Source organism: Arachidicoccus sp. BS20 (assembly GCF_001659705.1).
GTDB lineage: Bacteria > Bacteroidota > Bacteroidia > Chitinophagales > Chitinophagaceae > Arachidicoccus.
This window is the reverse complement of record NZ_CP015971.1, coordinates 2,449,576-2,469,157: the sequence shown is the minus strand read 5'-3', so window position 1 is coordinate 2,469,157 and position 19,582 is coordinate 2,449,576. Positions and strand designations below refer to the sequence as shown.

The 19,582-nt window shown below is 39.0% G+C and carries 16 protein-coding genes and 2 pseudogenes; 16 read left to right on the top strand and 2 right to left on the bottom strand.

Annotation, left to right across the window (positions count from 1 at the left end; genetic code table 11):
• The first annotated feature begins 283 nt into the window (after positions 1-283).
• From A9P82_RS10955 to A9P82_RS10880, 16 genes and pseudogenes are all read left to right on the top strand, one after another.
• Positions 284-1,210 (top strand): helix-turn-helix domain-containing protein, encoded by a 927-nt coding sequence (locus A9P82_RS10955; protein WP_066207768.1) that lies wholly within the window; start codon positions 284-286, stop codon positions 1,208-1,210.
• A gap of 86 nt (positions 1,211-1,296) precedes the next feature.
• Positions 1,297-2,493: an MFS transporter gene (locus A9P82_RS10950; protein WP_049038285.1), complete on the top strand. Its 1,197-nt coding sequence runs from the start codon at positions 1,297-1,299 to the stop codon at positions 2,491-2,493.
• A 278-nt stretch (positions 2,494-2,771) separates the two neighbouring features.
• Entirely contained in the window at positions 2,772-3,362 is a 591-nt protein-coding gene (locus A9P82_RS10945) for a TetR/AcrR family transcriptional regulator (RefSeq protein WP_049038284.1), read from the top strand.
• Positions 3,363-3,619: 257 nt separating this feature from the next.
• Positions 3,620-4,477 carry a helix-turn-helix domain-containing protein gene (locus A9P82_RS10940; RefSeq protein ID WP_066207766.1) on the top strand — a complete coding sequence of 286 codons (858 nt, stop codon included), beginning with the start codon at positions 3,620-3,622 and terminating at the stop codon, positions 4,475-4,477.
• A gap of 78 nt (positions 4,478-4,555) precedes the next feature.
• Positions 4,556-5,272, top strand: a complete 717-nt coding sequence (locus tag A9P82_RS10935; protein WP_049038281.1) for an FAD-binding oxidoreductase — start codon at positions 4,556-4,558, stop codon at positions 5,270-5,272.
• Positions 5,273-5,322: 50 nt separating this feature from the next.
• Positions 5,323-6,087 (top strand): type I methionyl aminopeptidase, encoded by a 765-nt coding sequence (gene map / locus A9P82_RS10930; RefSeq protein WP_049038280.1) that lies wholly within the window; start codon positions 5,323-5,325, stop codon positions 6,085-6,087.
• Positions 6,088-6,196: 109 nt separating this feature from the next.
• Positions 6,197-6,988: a helix-turn-helix transcriptional regulator gene (locus A9P82_RS10925; protein ID WP_066207764.1), complete on the top strand. Its 792-nt coding sequence runs from the start codon at positions 6,197-6,199 to the stop codon at positions 6,986-6,988.
• A gap of 73 nt (positions 6,989-7,061) precedes the next feature.
• Positions 7,062-7,445 carry a VOC family protein gene (locus A9P82_RS10920; RefSeq protein WP_066207762.1) on the top strand — a complete coding sequence of 128 codons (384 nt, stop codon included), beginning with the start codon at positions 7,062-7,064 and terminating at the stop codon, positions 7,443-7,445.
• A 42-nt stretch (positions 7,446-7,487) separates the two neighbouring features.
• Complete coding sequence (locus tag A9P82_RS10915; RefSeq protein ID WP_066207760.1) at positions 7,488-8,339, top strand: class I SAM-dependent methyltransferase; 852 nt, start codon at positions 7,488-7,490, stop codon at positions 8,337-8,339.
• A gap of 148 nt (positions 8,340-8,487) precedes the next feature.
• Positions 8,488-9,084, top strand: coding sequence for a Crp/Fnr family transcriptional regulator (locus A9P82_RS10910; RefSeq protein WP_231891142.1), 597 nt, complete (start codon positions 8,488-8,490; stop codon positions 9,082-9,084).
• A gap of 104 nt (positions 9,085-9,188) precedes the next feature.
• Positions 9,189-9,770 (top strand): annotated as a pseudogene (gene def / locus A9P82_RS10905) (peptide deformylase).
• Positions 9,771-10,025: 255 nt separating this feature from the next.
• Positions 10,026-11,051, top strand: a pseudogene (locus A9P82_RS10900) (IS481 family transposase); the annotation flags it as partial.
• A gap of 314 nt (positions 11,052-11,365) precedes the next feature.
• On the top strand, positions 11,366-11,803 hold the full coding sequence (locus tag A9P82_RS10895; RefSeq protein WP_066209848.1) for a DUF6010 family protein: 438 nt from the start codon (positions 11,366-11,368) through the stop codon (positions 11,801-11,803).
• Position 11,804: 1 nt separating this feature from the next.
• Positions 11,805-12,269, top strand: coding sequence for a hypothetical protein (locus A9P82_RS10890; protein WP_066207756.1), 465 nt, complete (start codon positions 11,805-11,807; stop codon positions 12,267-12,269).
• Positions 12,270-12,360: 91 nt separating this feature from the next.
• Entirely contained in the window at positions 12,361-12,672 is a 312-nt protein-coding gene (locus tag A9P82_RS10885) for a DUF3817 domain-containing protein (RefSeq protein ID WP_066207755.1), read from the top strand.
• A gap of 31 nt (positions 12,673-12,703) precedes the next feature.
• A complete protein-coding gene (locus A9P82_RS10880) occupies positions 12,704-13,528 on the top strand; it encodes an RteC domain-containing protein (RefSeq protein ID WP_066207753.1) in 825 nt (274 codons plus the stop codon).
• Positions 13,529-13,537: 9 nt separating this feature from the next.
• Here A9P82_RS10880 and A9P82_RS10875 read toward each other — a convergent pair whose 3' ends face one another.
• Complete coding sequence (locus tag A9P82_RS10875) at positions 13,538-18,982, bottom strand: N-6 DNA methylase (RefSeq protein ID WP_066207752.1); 5,445 nt, start codon at positions 18,980-18,982, stop codon at positions 13,538-13,540.
• The gene (locus A9P82_RS10870) at positions 18,969-19,406 is read right to left on the bottom strand and encodes a DUF1896 domain-containing protein (RefSeq protein WP_066207750.1); all 438 of its coding nucleotides are present in this window, start codon (positions 19,404-19,406) and stop codon (positions 18,969-18,971) included. The genes A9P82_RS10875 and A9P82_RS10870 overlap by 14 nt, the downstream gene beginning before the upstream one ends.
• Between the last annotated feature and the right edge of the window lie 176 nt (positions 19,407-19,582).

The following is a 19,582-nucleotide window of genomic DNA, read 5'->3' as shown; positions in this document are numbered from 1 at the left end:
GCCCGCGCTGGTAACATCGGTTTTGTAAGAGCCGGGAAGAACATCCTCATATGAAAGTTTTCGCTATATCTGTAGCTCCTCCGTGCTTCGCAAGAAAGTACGTGCTAAAAATCCCCGTCTTCGCCCCCCCCAAAAAAAAGTCGTTAAGTGCACCTTGAAATGTAATAAGCTCTCTTCCTATGTCTAATACTGATAAATTTGAATATTATACTTTATGATGATTTAGTCCCTTAATATCAAATGAATGTTTGTTAGTAGTACATTATATTTGAATTGTGTAAATATGGAAAAGATGGAATCATTAAAAGAATATTACCAAATAACGAAGAAAAAAGTACCTGAAGACTTACTAATTCAAAGTAGGTGTCCTATACATTTTAATATTCTGAGGAAGAAAGAAAAATGTTGTGTAGGTGGTTTGCCTTTTGCCCGACGTGATTACTGGAAAATTACCTTATTTGATAACCGTGCAGAGTTAATAACAAAACAAGGAAATGTTATCATCAATAAACCTTGCATTTTCTTTTCCCGACCTAATATGGAATATGGCTGGAAATTATTAGATGAAGAGCAAACAGGATTTATTTGCTTATTTAATGACGAATACCTAACATATGATTTAAAGCCAATCTTCGAACTATTGACTCGTACTTTAAATGCAAGTCAGACCTCTTTCTTGCTTTTAGAACAAGACACTTATCGTTTACTATTCTTTTATTTTGAACAACTCTACAATGCCTACCACAGTGATTTTGAGTACAGAAAAGAAGTTGTACAAAAGTGGCTTCAGCTCATTGCTTATCAGGTTATTTGGACACAGTCTATAAATAATCCGGTAGAGTTAAAACAAGACGCAAAAAGCAGGATTGTCAATGAGTTTGTCAATGCGTTGCAAAGCCAATTTCCGGTTGACTCTCCTCTGAATCCTATTCGGCTAAAAACGCCCTCCGATTTTGCTAATTTACTTCACGTCCATGTCAATCACTTAAATCACTGTTTGAAGTCGCAAACAGGTAAATCTACTACACAGCTGATAAACGAGAGAATTACTGCTGAGGCTATAGGTTTACTAAAATATTCTGACTGGAACATTTCTGAAATAGCTGAAGCTTTAGGATTTGAATATGTACAGCATTTTACCCTGTTCTTTAAGAAAAAGATTGGCATTTCTCCCACAGAATTCAGATTGAAAGAAATGAATAATATTTGATTTTCGTAAAACCTTGTTTGAATCTTTTAATAAATACCCTTCAATCGCTTTCTAATTTTGCTTGTTCAAAAATGAGATAAAGTAAGATGAGAAGACTTAAAAAGAAAAATGAAGGTATCAGTACTGTTTTGGCATTTGCACTTGTCCCACTGTCTGGTTTTGCTATGGACGTTTACATTCCGTCATTCCCTCACATGGCATATGACCTACAGACTAGCGAATCTAATATTAAATTGACATTAACTTTATTTATAGTTAGTTATGGTATATCGCAATTGTTTGTTGGAAGTATTTCTGACAGCTTTGGCAGATACAAGATTAACATCATATCTCTGATTGTTTTGATTTTGTCCTCACTAGGGATAGCACTTAGCAGCGACTTAACCTTTATCCTTGGGATGCGTTTTATACAGGGTATAGCCATTTCTTTTATTGCGGTATGTAAACGTTCTTTTTTTGTGGACGTATATACTGGAGATAAACGAAAGCACTATACTAGTCTGGTAACCGTTGTATGGTCAGCTGCACCAATACTCGCACCATTTCTGGGAGGCTTTTTACAAGAAAGTTTTGGATGGCGTGCCAATTTTTATTTTCTGGCCTTATATGCAAGTATCATGCTTGTTTTGGAATGGATATACAGTGGTGAAACCATCCGTGAAAAACATCCCTTTAAACTGAGGTATATTTTTTCCATGTACGATCGTTTGATGAACGCGACTGATTTCAGTCTTGGAATTATTGTATTGGGATTAAGTTATAGCATGGTAATGGTTTTTGGGATGAGTATTCCATTTATTGTGGAGCATGAATATCATCTTTCTGCATTGTACTCCGGTTATTGTGCATTAATATCGGGATTGGCTATTTTTGGGGGAGGATTTTTGAGTAAAAAGTTGGTCAACAAACCCCTCTATAACAAGCTACAATTAGCGAACATTTCTCAATTACTCATTGTAGCAGTGATGCTATTTACAGCAAGCATTTTTCACCAATTGTACATTATGATGCTTTTTGTGTTTCTGATTCATTTTTGGCAAGGATTTACTTATAATACTTATTTCACGTATGCTATCACAAGTCAGCCTGAATTTTCCGCTACCGCAGGAGGGTTAGCCGGAGGAGGGTCTTTTATCGTGTTTTCCATGGCTAGTTATCTTGTGGTACATCTCGTTACGATTAGTGATCAATGGACATTGGGTTTAGCATATTTAATATTTTTGTTAAGCATTCAATTTTTATTATATTTTGTACGTCAGGCGATTCAGAAAACACATGAGTAATGCCAAGCCAGTAGAGCATCCCTATATGAACTCTTAGATTGGCTATAATTCCACTTCGCTTTTTCCAATCGTCAATTTATATGGGTTGGATAACAAAAAAAATGAATCAACAAGCAAACGAAATGAGAAATTAAAGAGACACGTATGACTTATTTGATAGAAGAAAAATAAACCCGATTATTCAAAAGTAATTCACCTCAAAATAATAAGAGTTAGAATTCCGATAATCATCCGATATTTTTTTCGTTCCTTTGCAAAAATACTAAACAGTATCTTTTATGAAAAAAGCAGAGGTAACACGTTTGACAATTCTACAAAAAGCATTTGAACTGATTTACGTTAAAGGTTATCAGACAACAAGCATTGACGACATTATCGCCACGACAAAAGTTACCAAAGGGGCTTTTTACTACCATTTCAAAACCAAAGACGAAATGGGACTTGCCATCATCAACGAAATCCTAAAGCCAACACTTACAAATAGTTTTATTGAGCCGCTTCAAACCGAAGAGAATCCATTAGATGCTATTTATAACCTAATGGACAATCTTTTAATGAAAAATGATTTTCTGAAAGTGGAATATGGTTGTCCGGCATCCAATTTCACACAAGAAATGACCCCGTGGAATTCGGAATTTAATAAGGCTTTGAATGAATTAACTCAAGAATGGACAAAAGCAATAACCGCTACCATCGAAAGAGGCAAGAAAAGCGGTACGATCCGTAAGGACATAAATGCGAAACAGGTAACTATCTTTGTTATGTCGGGCTATTGGGGCATCCGGAATTTGGGAAAATTAGAGAACAGCAAAAAAGTGTATGTATCTTATTTAAAACAACTTAAAATCTATTTGGATAGTTTGAAATAATTTTTCATAGAAAAACATACCGAACGGTATTTTTTAAATTTAATTTTGCAAGTCAGATAAAATATGCAAACATCATTCTTAAAATACAGTGACCAATACATTGGGTACAGCGTTGATAGGGTTCATATTTCACATCATATTGTATATAAATAAACGAACATGAGAATTGTCCGAAATGGACAATGCTCTTCGCTACCTAACCGCAGCTATTCCCCATATTCAAGTTATAATAACAACAAATAACTCCTGTCAATAAAATGGAAACTCCCATAAGTAACATTCCCACACATTCTTTTAATATGGAGGAGAATTCCGGAATATTTGTAACCAAAATAACTTCGGAAACCTTTGATGAAAATGTTGAATCGGGTCAAGCACATCGGCATAACAGCCATGTTTTGGGATTGCATTTAAAAGGAATATCTCTTGTGGAACTGGATTTTAAACAGTACCAAATAAAACATTCGTCCGTTTTGTATCAGTCTCCCAATCAGGTGCATAGAATACTGAATGTCGATGAAATAGAAATGTTCTTATTGGTAATGGAGCAAGAACTTATTGATAAAAACCTCTATAAATATCTCCAGGGAATCATTACGCCACATCCCCTGCACCTAAGATCTGATGAAATGAATATTTTAGAACAGGCTTTCTTATTATGTGCTAATCTTCATGATAAAAAGGAGGATAAATTCTATTTCCATTCATTAAAGAATGCTTCTAATACCCTCATCGGCCTATATCTTTCTTTTTACCTAAAATCGTTGCAGTCACAAGAACAGCTTTCCAGATTTGAACGAATACACTATGACTTTCTAAAACTGTTGGAAGTACAATTCAAAGTTTGGAAACGCCCTTCCGATTATGCTCAAAAATTAAACATCTCAGTAGCCTACCTTAATGAATGTGTAAAAACAGTAACTGGTTTTACCGTTTCTTATCACATTCAACAGAGGGTTGTCTTAGAAGCCAAGCGCCTGCTGTACTATGCCGACAAATCCGTAAAAGAAATTGCAAACGAATTGGGCTATGATGATTACCCGTATTTTTCGAGATTGTTCTCTAAAGTTGCCGGAATGACTGCTTCGACATTCAAGAACAAAAACCACGTTTAGTCCAATACTTACCTCTATTGTATACTTTCTCGGTTTATCAATTCTTCAGTTATTTGCATAACTAAAATAAATAACATTATGCCAAGAGCTCCCAAATGGTTATTTGATACCGTTGATTTACTTACGACAAAACTTCCCGACGTAACAGTAGATGAAACCGTTTTCTTATCACCATCAGTAAAGAAAATTCGGATGTCCGGAGTCTTTGACAAAGTAAAATTGACTGTTGGTGCATATATTGATTTCAGAGTAACAGAAACCGAAGTTAGACGCTACACTGTTTCAAATTTTGATAAGGAAACACAAAGTATGGAGTTTATCGTTCACCTTCATGGCAAAGGTTGTGGCGCTGATTACATGAACGCCTTGCAACCGGGCGACGTACTATCTTTAAATAAACCCAGTACGATGATAAAATATTATGATTCATCCTTTCAGCAATACATTATTTTTGGAGATGAGTCTTCTTTGGGATTGGCACAATCATTTGCTCCTGTATTAAAGCAAAACAAGCATATATTTCAGTTTATTTTTGAATTAGACGAGGAAAATCTAAAAATTCCTGAAATCTTGGGACTGGAGTCGGTTATTGTTTATCCCAAAACAGGATTATTTAAAAACGAGGAATGGATAAAGCAATTGCCCGTATTTCCTCTTCAAAATGAAGATCATATCAAGTTTATCCTCACAGGAAATGTAAAATCAGCTCAAACCTTTAGAAAAGTTATTAAAGATACAACGAAGAGCAAAGTATATCTGCATGGCTATTGGTTAGAAGGCAAAAAAGGATTATAAAGGTTAATATTTATTAAATTTGCAATGTAAACGCAACAATCTAAATAAAAATGTCCATAACAAAACACGAAGAATTAATAGGAATGCAGAAAGTAAGCGAGGCAGTTGCTTACACTTTGAAAGAAATGCGGAACTATGCAAGACCCGGCATCACTACAAAACAACTAGACGACTTTGGTGCGAAAATACTTTCGGATTTCGGTGCAAAATCCGCACCTTATTTGACTTATGGCTTTCCGGGATGGACTTGCATAAGTGTGAACAATGAGTTTTGTCACGGCATTCCATCGGATAATAGAATACTGGAAGAGGGTGATTTGGTTAATATTGATGTCTCTGCCGAACTTGACGGCTTTTGGTCGGACAATGGTGGTTCATTTGTACTTGGAGAAGACATCAACCAACATCAAAAATTGGTGGATGCATCCAAAGAAATCCTACAAAAAGCCATCGGTAATATTAAGGGTGGCGTAAAAATTTCAGAAGTCGGGCACATTATGGAAACCGAAGCCAAGAAAAGAGGTTTCAAGGTCGTTAAAAATTTGGGTGGACACGGCATCGGAAGGGGTTTGCACGAACAACCCGATGAAATAATGAACTACAAAAACCGATTTGACCAAAGACGGTTTAGAAAAAATTCAGTGGTTGCCATTGAAACGTTTATTACCACAACTTCAACCTATGCAACAGAATTAAATGATGGTTGGACAATGGTGGGAAACAAAGGCGGTTTTATGGCGCAACACGAACATACCATCGTCGTTACAGACGGTAAACCGATGATTCTAACTGAAATGAATGGAATTTGGAATTGAAAAATTAAATTCGCCAAAAAGAAAATCAACTTGAAATTGTATCTATATAAACACCGAGGGGTTGGGATGGTTGTACTTAATTTTGCTAAATTTGTTAGAAAACATCAGGATGGATATCAAAATAATACAGCCTGTACCACCCCTACGAAAACATATTCGTTTTTTCTTTATAATGGAAAATACGAGCACTGCTTTTATTGGAAAATTCAAAATAATTCCCGAGGGCGTACCGGGTATGATTTTTCAGGAAAATCCCACGGTCTTTTACGATAAAGACAAGCAAACATTACCCCAATCTTTCTTATTTGGGCAAGCTACTCAGTACTCACAGCTTACGGCAATGGGTAGTTTTCGAAATATTGGCGTCAGTTTCCAACCCGCAGCTTTAAGATCTGTTTTCAGAATAGAAGCAATTGAATTAACGCAACGACACATTAACATCAATGATTTAGTTAAAACCACTATAAATGACCAACTTCTAAATACACAAACATTAGAACAAAAAATAGCGGTTTTAGAACATTTTTTCTTACAACAAACGACAGACTGTAAAGGTGAAAATGATAGAGTAAAATTTGCGTTAAACCAGTTTCAAAAAGGTCAGGAATTAAAACAGGTGCAAGCCGATTTGAGAATATCAGAACGCTCGTTAGAACGTCTGTTTAAATCATATATAGGCATTTCCCCAAAGTTGTATTCAAGAATCTGTCGCTTTCAGTCAGCTTTAAAAACGCTAAGAACGGCTAACTTTAATGCTCTTACGGAAATAGCCTATTTAGAGAATTATTTTGACCAATCTCATTTTATCAGAGATTTTAAATATTTTACAGGCACGACTCCAAAGTCATTTCTTCTTAATGCAAACGAACAATTGCCCAATTTTCCGGAATTGAAGTTTTAGTACTGTCGGTTTTATCCAATTAAAAAAAAACGGGGGACTTTAACTTTGTTGAATTAATCAAAAACAGTTTAAAATGAAAAGAGTAATTGATTGGTTTGAAATTTATACATCCGATTTTGACAGGGCAAAGAAATTTTACACAACAGTATTTGACTGCGGATTTAATGAAACGACAGTGAATAACGAAAGACACAGCCAAATGAGATATGCCATTTTTGAAAGCAGTGAAAACAAGCAAGAGATTGGCGGTGCGCTTGTTAGAATGGATGAAGCAAAACCCGGTATTGGCGGTGTTTTAATTTATTTTGCAACCGAAGAAATCAATACAGTATTAAACCGTGTTGAAGCTGCAGGTGGAAAAATTATTCGTCGAAAGTTGAACGTGGGGGATTTTGGTTCTATTGCTTTAATAGAAGATACAGAGGGGAATATGATTGGATTACATGCTAAAAAATAGCTTCATTATAATTGCACTTGATATTAATAATAAAATAAGGAAATGGGAAGAGATAAAGTCATAAAGCCGGATAATACCGCAGTAAGAACCGCATTATGGAGAGCGTTACACGTTCAGACAGATGCAAAACCTCATATACTTGAAGATGAAATAGGATTCAAGTTAATTGCACCTGATGATGATTGGCAGGAACGGCCTGACATGAAATATACCAAACGGCTGCGGGCTTCTATCGTAGCCCGTTCACGTTTTATTGAAGATATAGCTAAAGGGCAAATTGAAAAAGGAGTAAAACAATACGTTTTGCTTGGTGCAGGATTGGATAGTTTTGCCCAACGGAACACGGCCATAAGTTCCTATGTTGATATTTATGAAATTGACCAGCACGATACTTTGACTTGGAAAGAAGAAAAGCTGATTGAAAACGGCTATAAAATCCTCGGCAATCTTCACTTTGTACCTGTCGATTTTGAAATCTCATCTTGGTGGGACGAGCTATTAAATAAAGGTTTTAATGTTGAACAAAGGGCTTTTGTATCTTGTATCGGTGTTACGCTTTATCTTACCAAAGAAGCGATTACCGACACACTGAAAAAAATGACTTTGCTTGCACCTGGTTCTACTATTGCAATGGCCTTTTATCTGCCATTGGAATTACTTGATGAAGAAGACAAGCCATTAATGGAAATGTCGATAAAAGGAGCGGCAGCTTCAGGTACTCCTTTTGTAAGTTTTTTTTCGGTTGAAGAAATTATAAAACTCGCTGAAAAAGTAGGTTTAAAAGAAATACAGACAATCTCCACAAAAGATATGACGGAAAAATACTTTAAGAACAGAACCGACAACCTTCTACCAGCAAGCGGAGAATTTTTTTTAGTGGCAAAGACCTTATAAAACATGAAAAAGAATAGTTCCTTGCAACCAATATGTAGTGATATAAAATGGCTGAAAGCAATGTTTGGGCCGGTGTTTTACCATAGATAAACCAATCTATGCGTTCTCCGCACAAAAACGGCTATTTATAAATAAGGCTAAATTTGGATTGAAAGACAAATTAAAAGAGAATATTTTTATGGGGCATATCAGAGAATACTATGAACGCATAATAAAATTACAGGAAACAGAATGGAAATTTATCTCTTGCCATTTTAACCGAAAAGTGTTTGCCAAAAACCAAATCATCACACGACAAGGTGAAACAGAAAATTTCCTTTCATTCATCGAAACAGGCATTGTTCGGTTTTACATTCCTGATGATGAAAACGAGCTGACTTTCAACTTCAGTTTTGACAAAGAGTTTACTTGTGCCTACGACTCATTCTTGACACAAACGCCATCCGAATACGAATTACAGGCATTGACCGAAACTGTGGTTTGGCAAATCTCCTTTGAGGATTTGCAAAAAGTCTATGCTCAAACCAAAGTCGGGAATTATTTGGGACGTTTTGCTTCCGAGAAGTTGTTTTTAGCCAAAAGCAAACGTGAATTATCTTTATTGAAATACAATGCAAAAGAGCGTTATTTAAGACTCTTTAAAGAACAACCCGATATTCTGAAATTCATTCCGTTAAAATACATCGCTTCCTACATCGGAATTACACCACAAGGCCTGAGCCGAATCCGCAGACAAATTACGTAACAATCACGAACACCGCTGAAAAATCTATGAACAACGTAATTACTTAACATCGGTTCATTGTCTTCCTTGTTTGTTCTTTTGAACTTTGCAATAAAATCAAAAGAATGAAACGACCCATTTTAGCATACGGACACAGCATTTTGAAACAGAAATGCGACGACATCGAAAAGGATTACCCTGAATTGGATAAACTGATTGCAGATATGTGGGAAACGATGGAAAATGCCAATGAATGCGGTTTGGCTTCACCTCAAATCGGACTTCCCATAAGACTATTTATCGTGGACAGTAAAACGACTTTTGAAAATCTCGATGAACAAGACCAAGAAATCTATTTTGAGAAAAATGATAGCGGAATAAAGGAAACATTCATCAATGCAAAAATCATTGAACGTTCGGCAGAGCTTTGGGAAGACTAAGAAGGCTGTTTGAGTATTCCGGAATTATCACAAAAAGTAAAAAGGCCTTGGACTATTACGATAGCATATTACAATAAAGATTTTGAACCGCAGAGAAAGACATTCAGCGGAACTACCGCAAGAATGATACAACACGAATACGACCACACAGAAGGGATATTATATCTTGACTACCTGAAACCGCTGACCAAAAAACTGTTGGAAGGGAAACTCAAAAAAATAGCCCGAGGACAAATAAAAACAAGATATCCTATGAAGTTCGTGTAACAATACTGCCGACCTCAACCTATAAAACTCAAACATCACGAAGCTTCATCGTAACTTAGTGCAGCGTTATCACTTACCCAAAGGAAGTCACAAAGGCTTCAACCCCTGTTGACAAATGCGCAGCGGTTGGTTTGCACATATCTATGTACTTTTGATTACTTCTGATAAAAAAAAACATCTATCTCATTAAATGTATTAGCCAAAACTTAATCTGACATAATATGTTAAATTATTAATCTCCAAAAAAGTCAGATTATGAATCAGACACAAAAGTTGATCCAGCCCAAAATGGGACTATTGAAGTTAGCGGAGAAATTGGGTAATGTGAGTGAAGCCTGCAAAGTGATGGGCTACAGCCGTGACAGTTTTTATCGATTTCAGAAGCTTTATGAAGAAGGCGGTGAGTTGGCCTTAAAAGAAATCAGCAGAAGCAAACCTATCCTGAAAAACCGGATAGATCCCTCCTTAGAGAGCGTGGTAGTGGCATATGCGGTTGAGCAACCGGCCAACGGCCAGTTAAGGGCTGCCAATGAGCTTAGCAAAAGAGGAAACAGTATAGCTCCCTCTACCGTACGGCAAGTATGGCTGAGGCATGATCTTGAAACGTTCCAGAAAAGGCTGAAAGCATTGGACGCCAAAGTTGCCCAGGACGGTCTGATCCTGACAGCCAGCCAGGTTGCTGCGATGGAAAGGAAAAAACAGGAAGAGGAAAACCGCGGGGAAATAGAAACATACCATCCCGGTTATCTGGGTTGCCAGGACACCTATTATGTAGGATACATCAAAGGAGTAGGCAAAATCTATCAGCAAACCTTTATAGACACTTACAGCAGAGTGGCATTTGCCAAGCTGTACGACCGGAAAAATGCCCTGGTGGCGGCAGACATGCTCAATGACAAAGTCCTTCCTTTTTATCAGGAACAGAACATAGACCTGCTGCGGATCATGACGGACAGGGGTACGGAATACTGCGGGGCCAGGGAACACCATGAATACCAACTATACCTCAATATCGAAGACATAGACCATACTAGGACGAAGGCCAAAAGTCCCCAGACAAACGGCATATGCGAGCGTTTCCACAGAACCATGCAGGAAGAGTTCTATGCCATTGCTTTCCGTAAGAAAATATACAGGAGCATCGCGGAAATGCAGACAGACGTAGACCTGTGGACCACTTTTTACAATCAGGAAAGAACCCACAGCGGGAGGTACTGCTATGGCAAAACACCCATGCAGACCTGGATGGACAGCAAATCTTTGGCAAAAGAGAAAAACATAGACTTACAGTTCGGACAAAATCCTAACTTTAACGTGTCAGAACAAACGGAAACGGGCTCTGCTGGGGAGCAACCCGTCAGGGATAGTCTGACCGGTGGAAATGAAAAATCGGATGCTAAACCCGCATCCGATTTTATAAATTCATTTTCATTGTAAATGCCTAGGAAAACCCTACCTGTCAGATTAAGTGTTAGTTATTACACATTAAAGGAAAATTACAAATCAACTAAGCGCCCTAAAATATTTTTTAATCAAAAAACATACTAATTAGTATGTTTTTTTTATCTTTGTATTCAAACATAAAAACAAGAAATATGCATACACATCATCACATCATTCCGGAATTTACAATCACCAATGCATTCGTTGCAGCGTTGATTGGTTTGGTATTTATCATCATCATGTCGTTTGTGAAAGAACCCTCCCGACAAAAGATCAACGCCATCATCATTGCCGGTGCAGGCGGAGTTTACTGGAGCGGCGGATTAGGCGTCTGTGAATATGTATTTGGTGCCGCCATGCTATTTGTTGCTTTCAAAGCCCTCAAGCATTACTATTTCATTGGTATTGGTTGGCTAATGCATACAGGCTGGGACATTATGCATCATCTATACGGTGATCCCATCATTCACTTTGCACCACTTTCGTCTGCCGGTTGTGCCGTGTGCGACGCTGTTTTAGCCATTTGGTTTTTCTTTGGTGCACCTACAATTTGGAACGTATTCAGAAAACAAAAAACAATTACGGCATAAAATGTATTCAACTTTATTAGTCTTTCACTCTTTAATTCGCTGGCTTGTTCTTGCCTTTTTGTTGTATTCTATTTACAGAGCATTTGTTGGTTATTTGAACGACAAGCCATTTTCAAAAACGGACAATGCTTTTAGACATTGGACGGCAACCATTGCTCACATTCAACTAATGGTTGGCATCATCCTTTATACGCAAAGCCCGATTGTAAAATACTTTTGGAGAAAAACCGAAACCGATTTACAGAATTTGGACTTAACTTTCTATGGCATAATACACATTTTCTTAATGCTGACCGCCATTGTATTATTGACAATCGGTTCTGCATTGGCAAAACGACAACCAACAGACAAAGAAAAATTTAAGACAATGCTGGTTTGGTTTTCTATTGCGCTAATCATCATTTTCATTGCTGTTCCGTGGACATTTTCACCATTGTCAAGCAGACCTAATTTCAGAACATTTTAAATATGAAATGAGCCATAAGAGTATTTCATCCCCAAAGAGATAATTATTTTGGCGAATTCCATCTGACAATAAAAAAATAAGAAATAAACAGATGAAAAAATATTTCACCACACCGATTGGACGATTACGGCTTCTTGCCTTTTTAGAGGGCATTTCGTTACTTGTTTTAGTTTTTATAGCCGTTCCATTAAAACATTATTTCGGCTACCAAACACTGTCAAAAAATCTTGGCCCCATCCACGGCGCCTTATTTTTGTTATTCGTGTTTAACGCTTTGCGTGTAGGCATTGAACAACAATGGAAATTTAGAGAAACAACTTGGAAAGTTCTTGTTGCTTGTTTCGTTCCATTCGGGACATTCTATATTGACTACAAAATCCTGCGCAAAATTGATAAACGATAAAATTTAAGTGTATAATAATATTGTCCGCTGAATGAAAAAATATTGCAATGAGATTTTTTTTCAATTGGAGGAAAAATTGAATGAATTATCATTTGAGGTTGACGATCCAATTTATTTGTCTGAAATAGCTATCAAGATGATTCTTGGTTGCCTAGCAGAATTGAAGAAATTTATTTTGGAAAGAGAATTTAAAAGTGATGAAGAAGAAATATATTTTTTTAAACATTTAAAACCCCAAATGGTTTCTAAACTTATTTATTATAATACCATTTTTAAAATTGAAACAAAAAGACCATTTGGAGGTGAGAAAACTCTCAGGAAATACCTGAATAAAGAATTGGAGAAGCTAAAACGTTTTTTTGACAATAATCTAGAATTTTATAAATATTACAGGACAAATAGCACTTATTTAGACCATAAATATTTTGTTCGGGGTAAACACGATATCAAATTGAGCTTAGACACTTTTTATTTTGAAGCTGACCATAGCTTTTCCACTTCTCATGATTACAAAGTAGCAAAGATTCTTGCCAATGATATGATACAAGTCTATCTCGAAGATCAATTAAGTATTAGCAATCAAAAAAAATATGACAATGATTCTTTAAAATGGACTGGGAGTAAAACGGCATTAACCGAACTGATTTATGCATTATATGCAAATGGTGTTTTCAATAATGGAAATGCCGACATAAAAGTTATCGCTAAAGTATTCGAATCCATGTTCAATATTGATTTAGGGGATTTCTACCACATCTTTATGGAACTGAAATTTCGAAAGATAAACCGCACCAAATTCATTGACAGCTTGCGTGATGCACTAATCAGGAAAATGGACGAACAGGATGGGCAATAACTATTGTGATTACAATATACCGCGTGGAAGATGAACACCTTTCGTATGTACAATACTCTCTGAAATCTGTGGAGCTTCTTCCGGTTTTTCCATTTGTTCCGTAGATTCTTCCTTGGTTTCGAGCGTGATAGATAGTTGTATCTTCCGCTCAACGGAAGCCAATTCCGTTTTCAATTCGCTCAATCTACTTTCTTTAGACCACGTACCGTTAAGCACCTCCTGTAGAACAGGTACATCCTTTTGTATTTCGGCTATTTTCTTTTGCTCTTGTTCAATATAGGCGGGCAGTTTTTCCAATGCGTTGAGAAAATTCATTGATGCCAATTTCTCATCTTTGGCAATGATGCCGTTATTATAGGTGTATTTGATATTTCCCTCGCCCTGCACCAGAAAGCGGTTTACCCGAATATCCACGCCCTCTTTTTCCGACATTTCCGTTTTTACCAACAGCTGAAAACCGTAGAGGCTACCGATTTCTTCATAATCCCCACCAGTGCGGGCTTTGTCCGCAAGCTGATTGAGCTTTGCACCGATTTTTTTGATGTCCGCATTGGGCGATAAACCGTCCAACTGAACAGGATTGGCAATCGTACCGTCAGAACGTTTTTGAATACGCCCTTGCAGGTTGTTCCAGTCAAGGCTCATACGGTCAAAGCGGGATTGGGCTTTCTCAAGTTCTGCCGTATAGTCTTCCAATTTGTATTTAGCACTGAACTTAGAACGATTAAAAGCCTGTTTTTCGCTTTCCAATCCGGCAATCTGTTTTTCCAATTTCGCTTTGTCCAACAAATCCGTATTTCCCGAAAGGATAGCCACATACTCTGAAAAATTCATCCCCGACTTTTCGTCCATACTGCCCTCATCAATGGTACGTTTGCCGAGATTATTGGTTTTTAACTGGTCTATAAACAGTTGTTTATTATACAACAGGTTGAACTTGTAACTATCCAATGATTTTTCTACGGCATAGATAATCACATCTACTTTGTTATCGGCAAAGAATTTGGCAATTTCATTGCCCTTACGGATTGCCCGACCGTCCCGTTGAGCAAGGTCGGACGGTCGCCACGGCGTATCGAGATGATGAACGGCAACGGCTCTTTTTTGTGCATTGACACCTGTACCCAACATACTTGTAGAACCGAACAGCACACGGATTTTACCCTCATTCATTCCCTTGATAAGTTCTTTACGCTTTTTGTCGGTATTCGCTTCCTGAATAAAGCGGATTTCATGAGCCGGAATACCGTGATCTTCCACCAGCTTGCGTTTGATTTCGGAGTAGATATTCCATTCGTTCGGCTTGTACGTTCCCAAATCCGAGAACACGAATTGCGTACCTTTTTGTGCGTTGAACTTATTGTAATATTTTGCGATATTCTTGGCACAATGCGAAGCCTTGTTGTCGGGATGGTCTTGGTAATGGGGGCTTACCATTCGCATATCCAATGACATCTTACGGGCGTAATCCGTAGCGATGAGCATTTTTGCTTTTTCTTCGCTTTGCGATAAAGGCTGTCTGCCGAGCAAGGTAGCGTTGCCCGTTCTGGCAAACTCCATTAGTTTTTGGATAAACACTTCTTGGTCGGGCGTAGGCGGTATGTTATAAAGAATTTCGTTTTTATCGGGGCGGTCTATGCCTATGTCTTTCGCAGTGCGGTAATCCGTAATTTCGGAATAGAATTGAGCCAATTCCGGCACTTTGATAAAGTAGCGGAAACGCTCTTTTGCCACGATATTGTTAGCCACCGAAAATTCATAATCGGTTGTTTTCTTCGCATAAATCGCCGCCCACGCATCAAAGGAGTTAATGCCCTGTTTTGCCAATGCTCCTGGTCGCAGGTATTTGAACAGCAGGTATAATTCGGTTAGCGAATTACTAATGGTAGTTCCCGAAAGAAAGGTCGCACCCATATCCGCATCAATCCGCTCCTGTATGGTACGGATAGCAAACAAAAGGTTCATTGCCTTTTGGCTGCCATCCACATTTCCCAATCCGGCAACCCGTGTATGCCTTGTGTTGAACATCAGGTTCTTGAACTGGTGGCTTTCGTCCACAAATAAGTGGTCTATGCCCATCATTTTGAAGTCCACAATATCATCTTTTCGGTTTTCAATGTCGTGTTGCAGCGTCTTGAGCTTTACTTCAAGGTTTTCTTTCCGCTTGATTACCCCGGCAAGCATTCCCCTGGTCACTTCCTTGCCTTGCGATTGCAGAGCATCGAGATTACGCTCTACGCTGTCCAGTTCTATTTCGAGAATTTTCTTTTGAATTTCGGGACTTTGGGGTATCATTCCGAATTGGTCGTGTGTCAATATCACGCAATCCCAATCGTTGTTTTTAATATCCCCGAAAATCCGCAGGCGTTTTTGTGGCGTAAAATCCTCTTTGCCCGGAAACAGGATTTTTGCGTGTGGGTAGGCGGTGCGATAGGCTTCCGCTATTTCGTGGACATTGCTTTTGAGCCCGATAATCATTGGTTTGTGTGCCAGACCCAAACGCTTCATTTCCTGTGCTGCCGTACACATTACGAGTGTCTTCCCTGCACCTACTTCGTGGTCGCAGATAGCACCGTTGTTCAGCTTTATCATCCAAACGGTGTCCTTTTGGCATGAATACAAATCTTCAATGCCCAATGCCTTACGGTCTAAGCCCGGAAATTCCTGGTGCGTTCCGTCATAATTCGGGCGGACGAAGCAGTTAAAGGTATCGTTGTATTGGTCGGTCAGCCTGGTTTTGAACTCGTCGTTTTGGGCATGAAGCCATTCGGTAAAGGCGGTACGGATTTCGTCAATCTTGGTATTCGCCATTTGTATGGCTTCCATATCCCGCACCTTAACTTCCTTATCGTCAATCGTGATTTTCTTGGTAATATCCGGTACGGTATTGACAAGGGCGTGTTTGAGCAGGGCAATCCCGTCAAACGTCCGGCTTTCGGCTTTGACGGCGTATTTGTCCCATATATGCACATTCTTCTGGTCGCATTTAACGGAAAAATCATCGGAGCTTTCTGAATAATGAATGTTTACTTCAGTATCGAAAAGGTACGAAGCAAAACGGGCATAAATACCGGTGGGTATCCACCGTTCGCCCAAATTAAAATCGAGTTCCTCAAATTCGATACGTCTTGGTCGGGCTTCTTCCAATACGGTAAGACTCGCTTTGGCTTCGGCATCATCAGGGTTGTTCTCAATATAGGTTCTTACGTCTTGGGCTTTTTCTACAACGTTCCCCGAAATCCAACGTTCGGATATTTCGTATTCCTTTTGAAGTGGGTTATAAAAAATACGACCGTGTAACGCTTGTTTCAACGCATCATCGGTCATACCGCTGATTTCGGACATATAGCCCAAATCAACGCTTCCGTATTTGTTCAGCGATGCCGCCAATGCCTCTTCGGGATTGTCCGTTGCTATGGTTATGGTAGAGAAACTTACAGGGCGGCTGAATATATCTGCCTTGTGTACCACGCCACCAACCACACGCTCCAGATAAGGCATTTCCTTACCCGCACTATCCGTCTTGATGAGCTTGATATTGTCGGCACTGTTGAGGTTGCCGTACCTTTTGACAAACGCATCGTACAGGCGGTTAAGGTTTTCCCGTTCTTCTTTATGTTCAACTTGTTGCTCGACTTCTTTGGTGTAAAGCTGTTGGTAAATATCACGCACACCAATATAGGCTTCGGCTCTTGCTTTCTGTAAGGGGGGTAATTGCAAAGGGTGGAAAACCGCCGTACCGTCTGCGGTATCTACATCTTGCAGATTACCGACCCAACCGTTATCCACTACAAGGCAGTCGTTACGGTGGAACGGTTGCAGTTCACCACTGTACGGAGCAGGCTCGGGAATGGTATTGTTGGCAATGATGGGAATGACTGGCGTATCCACCCGGCCATTTCCGTATGTTTGTGAAAACAGGTCGCCAATGACTTCCTGTTGTTTGTCATTTATTTGTGATATACCATTATTATTAGCAGTACCGCTGGATTTTTGAGGTGTATAAGGCTGTTGCATAGCACCACCGAACAGGTCAGTTTGACGACTTATTGTTCCTCGCCTTTTCTTTGCTGTTTGTCTTTGGGCTTGCGTGTTTTTTTGGGGTGGAACAACCACCATTACAGGTTCGCCCGCATTTTCAAACAGGTCAAAAATGCTCAACTGTTTTAGCTCCTGCGGACTTTCCCGATGAATTGCAAGGTTTGGTGTAGGTTGTGGCTTTTGCTGAATGATTACAGGCTCAACAACCGGAGGTGTTACCTTTGGCTCACTTGAAATTTGGAGGACAGTCTCATCGTCCATACCACTGTTGTACAAAGCCAAATTCAGGTATTTTCCAAAATCTTCGGAAAGCATTTGCTTCAAATCTTTGCCAATGCCGTCTACTCCGCTTTTGTGCGTATAGATGAGTGCCGGTTGCCCGTAAGGGTCAGTATCTAATTTACTATCGGTATGTACAATTCGGGCTGGATTTTCGAGAAGCACATTAACCGAAATGTTGTTGGGGTTGATATAGGTTTCACAAAAGCGGTTTTCTCTCCACGAGAGCATTTCCTTTCCTGTATTTTTTTGCAGAATAATCAGGTCGCTGCCGACCTCTGTGCCTGCATATTCCGCAAACAGGTTATTGGGTAAGCGTATAGCGGCAACCAAATCATTATCCTGCATCAACGCCCTGCGTATCGGTTCGTTCTTCGGACTGTTGAGAACGCCCTGTGAAGTAATGAAAGCCAATATACCGCCTTCACGGAGCATATCCGTTCCTTTCAGAAAGAAGTAATTGTGTATGCTTCGGGCAGCCTGCACACGGGCTGGGTCTTGTCCTCTTGAATAGGAAAGGTCAAATACAGACGTATCGCCAAACGGGATATTGCTGGCAATAATATCATAGCTGTTTTGTTCCTTTTCGGGAATTTCCTCAAAACCGCTTATGCGAATAGTGCTTTCGGGATAAAGGTGTTTTAAGATTTTGCCTGTCAATAGATCCTTTTCATAAGCGGTAACTTTGGGTTGTTGATTTTCCGAAAAGGATTGGATGTATGAGCCGATACCTGCGGAGGGCTCAAGGAACTTGCCAATCTTTATACCGTTATCTTGCAAGGTGGTTGAAATGGCATCAATGACCTGTGGCGGAGTATAAAAAGCCGTCAGTACGGAGCTTTTCATACTATCCACATACCTGCGGTATTGCTTATCGTCTTCGGCGTTTTCTTTGAGCAGTTGGTGGAGTTCCTGCGTAATGTTGAAAAGGTCGTGTTCTGATCTTCTCCAGGGATTGATGTCTTTTTCGTTTTCAATAGGGTTCAGCACGAATTTAAGCCCGCCGAATCCGCTGTATTGCATCATTAGCAGTCTTTCGCCTACGGTAGCTTGCCGGTTCTCCTTTTCCAATGTAAAAGCAATCCGCAAGGCATCAATATTTTGTTGGAGGTGTTGCTTTTTACTGAAGCCCATTTTCCTCAATCCATATTGCGATTATTCCAATCAGTTCGGTATAAAGCAGGTCAAACTCATAACCGTATGCGAAATCATCGGTCAGTTCATATCGGGCAAAAACAGGCTCGCAGACAGGGAGCATTTTAAGAGCAAACGGTCGCAGTTCCTCGTCTGCCATTACGGTATCAAACTCATTGCATACCACTTGGAAAACTGTGTCAAACTTAGAAAAATGTAAACCCTGAAAAAGTATGTAATTGGCAATCTCATTGCACTGTTCAATCGGGTTTCCCGAACGGAAAGCACCCTCATAAGCATTGGCTGCCCACGATGAACGCTGGTCAATAAATTTTTGGTCATGAGCCTTTTCTGGAAAGCTGCTGTTTAGTAATTCTTGCAGTCGTAATCTGAAATACGACAAGTCTTTTTGCTGTGTACCCATACAATAATTTTGTTTAGATTTTTACTGAAAGCCTAAAATTATAGCGATAGATAAGTGACTTTGAAGATGTGGCAGGGTTTGGCGTTGAGAGGTAGGATTTGGCGTAAGTATATTAAGAGAGAGGGATTTATTTTGTATTTTTGTAAATATTAATGTTGAGTATATACAGCGTAATT